The following is an 8,015-nucleotide window of genomic DNA, read 5'->3' as shown; positions in this document are numbered from 1 at the left end:
AAGATCATCATGATGTGCGAGGTGCCGTCCAACGCACTGCTGGCCGATGAGTTCCTGGACATCTTCGACGGCTTCTCGATCGGCTCCAACGACCTGACCCAGCTGACCCTGGGCCTGGACCGCGATTCCTCGATCGTCGCGCACCTGTTCGACGAACGTAACCTGGCGGTGAAGAAGCTGCTGTCGATGGCGATCAAGACGGCCCGCGCCAAGGGCAAGTACGTCGGCATCTGCGGCCAGGGCCCGTCCGATCACCCGGACCTGGCCGAATGGCTGATGCAGGAAGGCATCGAGTCGGTGTCGCTGAACCCGGACACCGTGGTCGACACCTGGCTGCGCCTGGCCAAGCTGAAGGCGTCCGCCTGAGCCAAGACCGCTTGAATGCCTGAAGCAGAAAGCCCCGCAAAGCGGGGCTTTCTGCTTTCCGGAATCCGAGCATGGCTACCCAGCTCAGCAGCGCCGGAGCTCTCGGCTCAGAAGGCATCTGGCTGCCCACCGCTCACTGCTGAAGAAGAAGATCGGCGGGAGGAGCGTATACGCTGTTCAAACCACCGCAGACAGCGCCTCGCCAATGCGGGGATAGTCCACCAGGCCCTTCGCGCCACCACCAAAGAACGTACTGCCGTCGGCCGCGCTCAATGCCACCCCGTGCTGCAATCGCGCTGGCAGGTCCGGATTGGCGATGAACGGCCGCCCGAACCCGATCAGGTCAGCCCATCCGGATCCCAGAGCTTCCTCCGCGCGCGCAAGGTCGTACTTGCCCGCATAGATCAAGGTGCCGGAATAGATCATCCGCAAGGCCTGCTTGAAGGCCACTGGCATCTCCGGCGCGTCCTCCCAATCCGCCTCGGCAATGTGCAGATAGGCCACGCCGAGCCGTTCCAGCACCTGCGCCGCCGCCAGATAGGTTGCCTGCGGCGTATCGTCCACCGCGCCCTGCAGCGTGGTCAGCGGCGCCAGCCGCACCCCGACCCGCCCCGCACCAATCTCGGCAACAACCGCCTCCACCACCTCGCGCAGGAACCGCAACCGGTTCTGCAGCGAACCGCCGTAGGCATCGGTGCGCAGGTTGGCCCGCGAGTCAATGAACTGGTTGATCAGGTAGCCATTGGCGCCGTGCAGTTCGACGCCGTCGAAGCCTGCCTCCATCGCATTGCGTGCCGCTCGCGCATAGTCGGCGACCACGGCGGGTATCTCGTCGACGTCCAGAGCGCGTGGCAGGGAGTGCTGCACCATCTCACCCACGCCCTGCTCCGGTCCGGCACCCAGCGGATCGACGAACACCTTGACGCCTTCGGCCAGCAGGGCCGAGGACGAAACCGGCGCGGCACCACCCGGCTGCAGCGCCACGTGCGAGATCCGGCCCACATGCCACAACTGGGCAAACATCCGCCCGCCCGCCGCATGCACGGCATTGGTCACACCGCCCCACCCGGCGATCTGCGCCTGGCTGTGAATACCTGGTGTCCACGCATAGCCCTGGCCTTGCGGACTGATCTGGGTGCCCTCGCTGACGATCAGCCCAGCACTTGCGCGCTGGGCGTAGTAGCGCGCCATCAAGGGCGTGGCCACGTTGCCTGCAGCTGCCCGCGAGCGCGTCATCGGCGGCATCACGATGCGGTTGGGCAACTCCAGCGCGCCCATTCGATACGGGGTGAACAACATGGTCAATCCTTGCGTGGGGGATGGGAAACGGCGCCTTCACGGATGCCAGGCCTCAACAGGGCATCCAGATCCACCGCCTCGGCGATTGCGCGGTTGCCGGCATCACTGGGATGCAGGTGGTCGCCGGAGTCGAAACGTGGCAGCAAACGCGAAGGGTCGCGTGGATCACGCAGTGCCAGGTCCGCATCGATGACGGCATCAAACGCATCCGAACGGCGCATCCAGTCATTCACTGCAAGCCGCAGGGCATCCTTCTGCGGCTGGTAGTAGTCCGACAACGGTGTATCCGGCAACGCCCCGTTGAACGGCGTCAGCGTCACCCCGATCACGCGGATGCCTTGTCGATGGGCCTGGCGGATCAGCTGCAGGTAGCCCGCCTGCAGCGCGGCAAGCGTGGGCATGGCGTGATCACGTGCAAACGCAGTACCCGGCCAGGCGATGTCATTGATGCCCACCATCACCATCACGGTGCGCACGCCCGGTTGCCCCAGCGCATCACGTTGCAGGCGCGCCAGAACGGATTCGCCCATGCCATCACTGAGCAGGCGGCCGCCTGAAATGCCGCCATTGATCACACCAACGCCATGCACCGCCACGCGCTCGGCCAGCGCATCGGGCCAGCGACTATCGGCATTGAGGCTGGCTGTGGCGCCGTCGGTGATGGAGTCGCCGATCACCGCAATGCTGTGTGCCGGTGCGCCGGTATCCACCTCGATGCCGCTCAACAGCAGTCGGGCGGTCGTGAGCTGGTCCACTGCGTCATCACGGGCCAATACAGCCGCCGACGTCTGATCTCCCGCTACGATCCAACTGTTCTCGCGACCATCCCAATGGAAGGTCTGCACAGGCGCCGGGCCGGGCAGATGGATGCTGACCGTCACCCGTGCCAAGGCCGCCACGGGCAGCGTGATCGCATCGCTTACCAGTGGCGCCCCTGCGGCCAAGGTCGCCGTCGGCAAGCCGGCAAACAGCACCTGACGGGTTGTGCCCGGCACCAGCGCATCGCCCTCACCCGCCAGCGCCACGGTCACCCGCCCCAGCTGCAGGGGCTGCGTGCCGTAAGCATTGGAAAACAGCAGCCGCAGGCGTCGGCCACCTGCGCTGAGGCGCGCCACCTGCCGCACCGTCTGATCCTGCAGCACGGGCGGCACATTGCTCGGGAACAGAAAGCCGTCATCCCACACAGCCTGCGGCGCCGCGGTCCAACTGCTCGTCCAGTGCAGACTGGAAGGTGCTTCAGCGACTTCGGCGGCCGCAACCACGCCCATCCCCGCCATCAGGGTCGAGGCAACAACAGGCAGCATTGAATTCATCTATACGGGACACGCAGGGAAGGAAACGCATCTTCGACCGCCCATCAGCCTTGCACTAGATGCTGCCAAGGGAAAAGATTGTTGAATTCAAATCAACAAAATCACGACGGCGGCTCAGGCGTCCCGACGAGCCTCCCCATTGCAGTCACCCAGCCAGACGCCCGTTGATCCGGGTGTAGGCCAGGTGCACGGCCTGCTCACCGTACTTGCGCTCCAGCCGGCGCACGATGAAGTGCCCGCGGGCCATGTCCTGGTAGTAATCAGTAAACATGGTATTGAGCGTGGCACCGGTTGCCGCACCGATGATGGGCACGGCCTGCGCGGCGAACTTCTCGGTCACCACCACGCCAAACCTTGCGGCCACTTTCTCCACCACCTTGGCCAGCAGTTTGCCCGCCTCCTTGGGCGCCACCCCCAGGGTGAGGTCACGTCCGGTGATCACCCGGCCGGCCAGTTCGGCCGACAGGTGGCGCATGACATCGGTGGTGAAGCCACGTGCCAGGTAGTAGCCGGTGTCACTGGCATCGTCGCTGGAGGAGTTACCGCCCAATGCGAAGACTTCCAGGCAGGCCTGGCGGGTGCTCAGTTCGGCCAGGTCAAAGCCTTCACTACGGGCCACGTCGGCCACCGCGCGCATCATGATGGTGGTCGACACCGGCAGCTCCACGAACAAGGCCGTGAAGCCGAACGCACCGCCAACCGCGCCAGAGGTGGCGGCGGCAAGTTTGTGCCAACGGGTGGAGGCTGCCTTGTGCGGCGCGTTGTCCATGCTCCACAGCGCCGCCTGGGTTGCCTTGGTGAGGGCGGCCTGTACCGCACTGTGCATGCGCTTGGATACCGCTGCGGGCAGGCGGCTGACCGCGAACTCCAGCGGCGCCCCGACGATGCCAGCCATGCGCGCAGTCAGCGTGGGCGACTCCAGCAGGGCAACTGCACGCTGCAGGTCAGCCCAGTCCTGATCGTGGGTTTGGATATCGCGCGGCGCAGGGATCAGATCGTTCATGCCGCGATCATAGCGGCCGGCAATTGAACGAAACGTATGCCGCCGCCAGCAGGTATAGCCGAGCCGTGCTCGGCTGGGGCTTTACCGGGAATTCCATTGCCGAGCATGGCTCGGCACTACAGGGCGGGCCCGCCAATCTGCGCGGCAAGCACAGGGTAGAGCCGAGCCATGCTCGGCTGGGGCCTTACCGGGAATGCCATCGCCGAGCATGGCTCGGCACTACAGGGCGGGCCCGCCAATCTGCGTGGCCGCCACACGGTAGAGCCGAGCCATGCTCGGCTGGGGCCTTACCGGGAATGCCATCGCCGAGCATGGCTCGGCACTACAGGGCGGGCCAGCCAATCTGCGTGACCGCCACACGGTAGAGCCGAGCCGTGCTCGGCTGGGGGTTTACCGGGAATGCCATCGCCGAGCATGGCTCGGCACTACAGGGCGGGCCAGCCAATCTGCGCGGCAAGCACACGGTAGAGCCGAGCCATGCTCGGCTGGGGCTTTACCGGGAAGGCCATTGCCGAGCATGGCTCGGCATTACAAGGGCAGACCGGCCAGAGTGCCCATGAACTGGCGGTAATGGCGCAGTTCGGCAATGGAATCGTGCACATCACTCAGGGCGGTATGGCTGGAGGTCTTGCTCACCCCGGCCGCCACGCTGGGCGACCAGCGCTTGGCCAGTTCCTTGATCGTGGATACGTCCAGGTTGCGGTAGTGGAAGTACCGCTCCAGGCGCGGCATCTGCCGGTGCAGGAACCGCCGGTCCTGGCAGATCGAGTTACCGCACATCGGCGACGCGCCAGCCTTGATCCAGTCCTGCAGGAACACAATGGTCTGTGCCTCGGCCTGGCCCGCGCTGGTGGTGCTGTCCAGCACGCGCTGCCACAGGCCCGAACGCTGGTGCTGGTTGCGGTTCCATTCGTCCATCGCTTCCAATGTGGCCAACGGGTGCGCAATGGCGAACTCCGGACCTTCGGCCAGCACGTTGAGCTGCCCATCCGTGACCACCGTGGCGATCTCGATGATGGAGTCGTTGTCGGTGTCGAGCCCCGTCATTTCCAGATCGATCCAGATCAACCGATCATTGCCTGCGCTGTTGTCCGCCATGTCATGCCTCTTGCTGGGGGCCTGCGCCATCGGCGTCAGCCTGAAATACGTAGCCCATGATACCCCCGCCCCCGCCTTACGCCGCGTCAAAGATCGTCCGGCGTCAACAGCGGGCGGCCGCGTTTGGCACGGAAATAGTTGGTCAGGCGCAGGCTGGCTTCCTGCGCCAGCACGCCACCGTGCACCTGCACGCGATGGTTGTGGCGCGGGTCGGCCACCAGATCGAACACACTGCCGCAGGCGCCGGTCTTGGGGTCCGCCGCGGCGAACACCACGCGGGCGACACGCGCATGCACCATGGCCATGGCGCACATCGCGCAGGGCTCCAGCGTCACATACAACGTACTGCCGATCAGACGGTGGTTGCCCAGCGCCTTGCCGGCAGCGCGCATCGCCACGATCTCGGCATGGGCACTGGGGTCGTGGCTGGCAATGTTGAGGTTCCAGCCCTCGCCCAGCACCGCCCCCTCGCCCCCCACCAGCACCGCACCGACGGGGATCTCGTCGAACTCACGCTGCGCACGGTCGGCCAGGGCCAACGCGTGGCGCATCCAGTGTTCATCGGTTTGCTTGAGATCAGCGGAAGACATGCGGCAAATGCAGGCAACAGGGGGCAGAGCGTAGCTTAGATGATGGGTGGCCAGCGCAGGTATCATTGCAGCCGGACAGCTTCGCGCTGGTCCACCGTCACCCGGTTGCGACCGCCGCGCTTGGACGCGTACAGCATCTCGTCGGCAGCCTTCAGCACCGCTTCGATCTGGAAGCCGCTCTGCGGGCAGTTCGCCACACCCAACGACACCGTCAGCCGGCCCACCTTGGGAACCACCATCTGCTCCACCGCCACCCGCAGCCGCTCGGCTACCTGGGCTGCCGCAGTCAGCGTGGTCGAAGGCAGCAGGATGACGAACTCCTCGCCACCCACCCGCAGTGGAATATCGTAGGCCCGGCAGGCCTCGCGCATGCACCTGGCCAGATACTGCAACGCAACGTCGCCGGCATCATGCCCGTAGGTATCGTTGACCGCCTTGAAGTGATCTATATCGATGGTGATCACCGAGAACGCATTGGCCTGGCTGTCGAAATTGGCCAGTGCCTCGTCCATCCGCCGACGATTGCCGAGCTTGGTCAAGGGGTCGGTGGCATTGTCCTCGCGCAGCTTGCTGAAACTCTTGTGGATGGCATCCACACCAATCAGCAGCGCCTTCTTCAGTTCGCGGGACTCGAAATACCACGACCGCACGGCACGGATGTCCTTGGCAGCGGCAGGATCTTCCATCTTGCGCGCGCCATCGGCCAGCAGCCGCAGCGGCCGCGAAATCAACCGCGCGCTCCACAGGATCAGAATCAAGGTCAGCAGGGTCGCCGGCAACGCCTTGTACAGCGTGCTCTGCATCAGCTGTGTCAGCGGCGCCAGCGTGGCTTCTTCCGGGCGCTGGGCAACGATGCCCCAGCCGGTGGAAGCTACCGATGCATAACCGGCCAGCATCTTGATGCCGCGCGAGTTGACTGCCGGGCCCATGCCAGACTCCCCCGCCGCGACGCGATCGACCACCGCGTTGTTCTGTACGAAGTCGCCAATCCGGTTCGGGTCGGGGTGATAGATGATGCGCTTGTGCCTGTCGACCACGAACAGATAGGAGCCGTCCACGTAGAAGTGCTGGCCCAGCAGGCGATCAAGAATGTTTTCCTTCTGCAGGTAGATGGCACCACCCACCGCGCCGAGATACTCGCCGGACCCGGACACGATGGGATGGTTGATGAAGACGATGAAGTTGCCGGTAGCCGACTGGTACGGCGCACTGATCAGCGGCTGCTTCTCACGCAGCGCGGCCTTTACTGCCTCGCTGTTCAACACCTTGCCCTGCAGGCCCAAGGTTTCAGGCGACGTCGCCAGTACCGTGCCACTGGCATCGAAGATGGTGATCGAATTGAAGCTCTTGCTCATCATCCGCAAGCGGGCCGCCTCGTCCTCCAGCTGGGCCACATCGCCCATCTTCACCGCCAGCAGTTGCGCGGTATAGGCCAGTTGCAGCTGCGCCGACTGCAGGAAATCCTCGGTGCTCCTGGCCAGCTTGTTCGCATAGGCATAGTTGCCATCCAGTGTGGTATCCACCAACTGCTGGCGCTGCACGGTGTAGCTGGCATAGAACGTGTTGGCGAATGGCACCAGGGCCCCGAGCAGGGTCAGCACCAGAATGAGTTTTCGTAGATCCATGATCCAATGCGAAGCTTGAAGGTGAGGCCGCGATTGAACCCATGCCACCCGGGTACGCAGCCCCCCCGAGCGCGATCACACTACCGATCCATGGCCTTCTCCATGGCCTGCAGCAAACGGCATGCCTGCACGTGGTCCGCCTGGCGGCCAGTACGCGGCCTGCTTGCGACATAAAAAAACCGCTGTTATCAGCGGTTCTTTTTCCAGCAAACTTGGCGGACAGAGTGGGATTCGAACCCACGGAAGGTTTGACCCTTCGCCGGTTTTCAAGACCGGTGCCTTAAACCGCTCGGCCATCTGTCCTTTATTGCTGACCCGGCTGCGGTAACGGCCGGGGCGGGCATTCTCGCATGCCTGCCCCGGTTTTTGTTCAACCGGCTTCGATCGCCAGCGATCCGGCCATCGAGGCGCGGATCTTTTCCTTGGCGCGTTCGCAGGCACCGCCACAATCCAGACGTGAGGCCTCCAGCTGCGGCGGCAGGTGCTCGGCCAGGAAATCGATGAACACGCGCACCGCTGGCAGCAACCCCCGGCGCGAGGCAAACACTGCATGGCAGATGCCCTGCGGCAGCGACCAGTCCGGCAGCACCACCTCCAGCTCGCCATTGCGCACGGCCTCGGCGCAGACGGTTTCCGGCAGCATGGTGATGCCGAAGCCATCCTTGACCATCGACTGCAGCAGCGGGAAATCGAAGCCGGCCACGCGCGGCTGCAGGTCCAC

8 protein-coding genes and 1 tRNA gene are annotated in these 8,015 nt (G+C 64.6%); 1 reads left to right on the top strand and 8 read right to left on the bottom strand.

The genetic code is table 11. The features are described 5' to 3' along the window. Window positions 1-366, top strand: a 366-nt coding sequence (locus tag B2527_RS08520) for a putative PEP-binding protein (protein WP_343124750.1), incomplete at its 5' end; no start/stop codon positions are given. Between the two features lie 177 nt (window positions 367-543). Here the strand turns inward: B2527_RS08520 and B2527_RS08515 are convergent. The 8 genes from B2527_RS08515 to B2527_RS08480 form a co-directional block, all read right to left on the bottom strand. Further along, the gene (locus B2527_RS08515; RefSeq protein WP_293707883.1) at window positions 544-1,665 is read right to left on the bottom strand and encodes an alkene reductase; all 1,122 of its coding nucleotides are present in this window, start codon (window positions 1,663-1,665) and stop codon (window positions 544-546) included. Window positions 1,666-1,667: 2 nt separating this feature from the next. Beyond that, window positions 1,668-2,969 carry an SGNH/GDSL hydrolase family protein gene (locus tag B2527_RS08510; RefSeq protein ID WP_343124749.1) on the bottom strand — a complete coding sequence of 434 codons (1,302 nt, stop codon included), beginning with the start codon at window positions 2,967-2,969 and terminating at the stop codon, window positions 1,668-1,670. Between the two features lie 154 nt (window positions 2,970-3,123). Then, on the bottom strand, window positions 3,124-3,981 hold the full coding sequence (locus B2527_RS08505) for an EcsC family protein (RefSeq protein WP_293707879.1): 858 nt from the start codon (window positions 3,979-3,981) through the stop codon (window positions 3,124-3,126). A 528-nt stretch (window positions 3,982-4,509) separates the two neighbouring features. Next, window positions 4,510-5,079 carry an oligoribonuclease gene (orn, locus tag B2527_RS08500; protein ID WP_293707877.1) on the bottom strand — a complete coding sequence of 190 codons (570 nt, stop codon included), beginning with the start codon at window positions 5,077-5,079 and terminating at the stop codon, window positions 4,510-4,512. Window positions 5,080-5,165: 86 nt separating this feature from the next. Further along, window positions 5,166-5,669, bottom strand: a complete 504-nt coding sequence (tadA, locus tag B2527_RS08495) for a tRNA adenosine(34) deaminase TadA (protein ID WP_293707875.1) — start codon at window positions 5,667-5,669, stop codon at window positions 5,166-5,168. 62 nt (window positions 5,670-5,731) lie between these two features. Then, window positions 5,732-7,294: a sensor domain-containing diguanylate cyclase gene (locus B2527_RS08490; protein WP_293707873.1), complete on the bottom strand. Its 1,563-nt coding sequence runs from the start codon at window positions 7,292-7,294 to the stop codon at window positions 5,732-5,734. A 213-nt stretch (window positions 7,295-7,507) separates the two neighbouring features. Further along, window positions 7,508-7,597: transfer RNA gene (locus tag B2527_RS08485), tRNA-Ser, on the bottom strand. 67 nt (window positions 7,598-7,664) lie between these two features. Continuing rightward, the coding region (locus B2527_RS08480; RefSeq protein ID WP_293707872.1) for a LysR substrate-binding domain-containing protein at window positions 7,665-8,015 on the bottom strand (351 nt) is incomplete at its 5' end.

This window comes from Stenotrophomonas sp. UBA7606 (genome assembly GCF_002477705.1).
In the GTDB taxonomy this organism is placed as follows: Bacteria; Pseudomonadota; Gammaproteobacteria; order Xanthomonadales; family Xanthomonadaceae; genus Stenotrophomonas.
The sequence above is the reverse complement of the archived record's forward strand: the minus strand, read 5'-3'. Positions and strand labels throughout refer to the sequence as shown.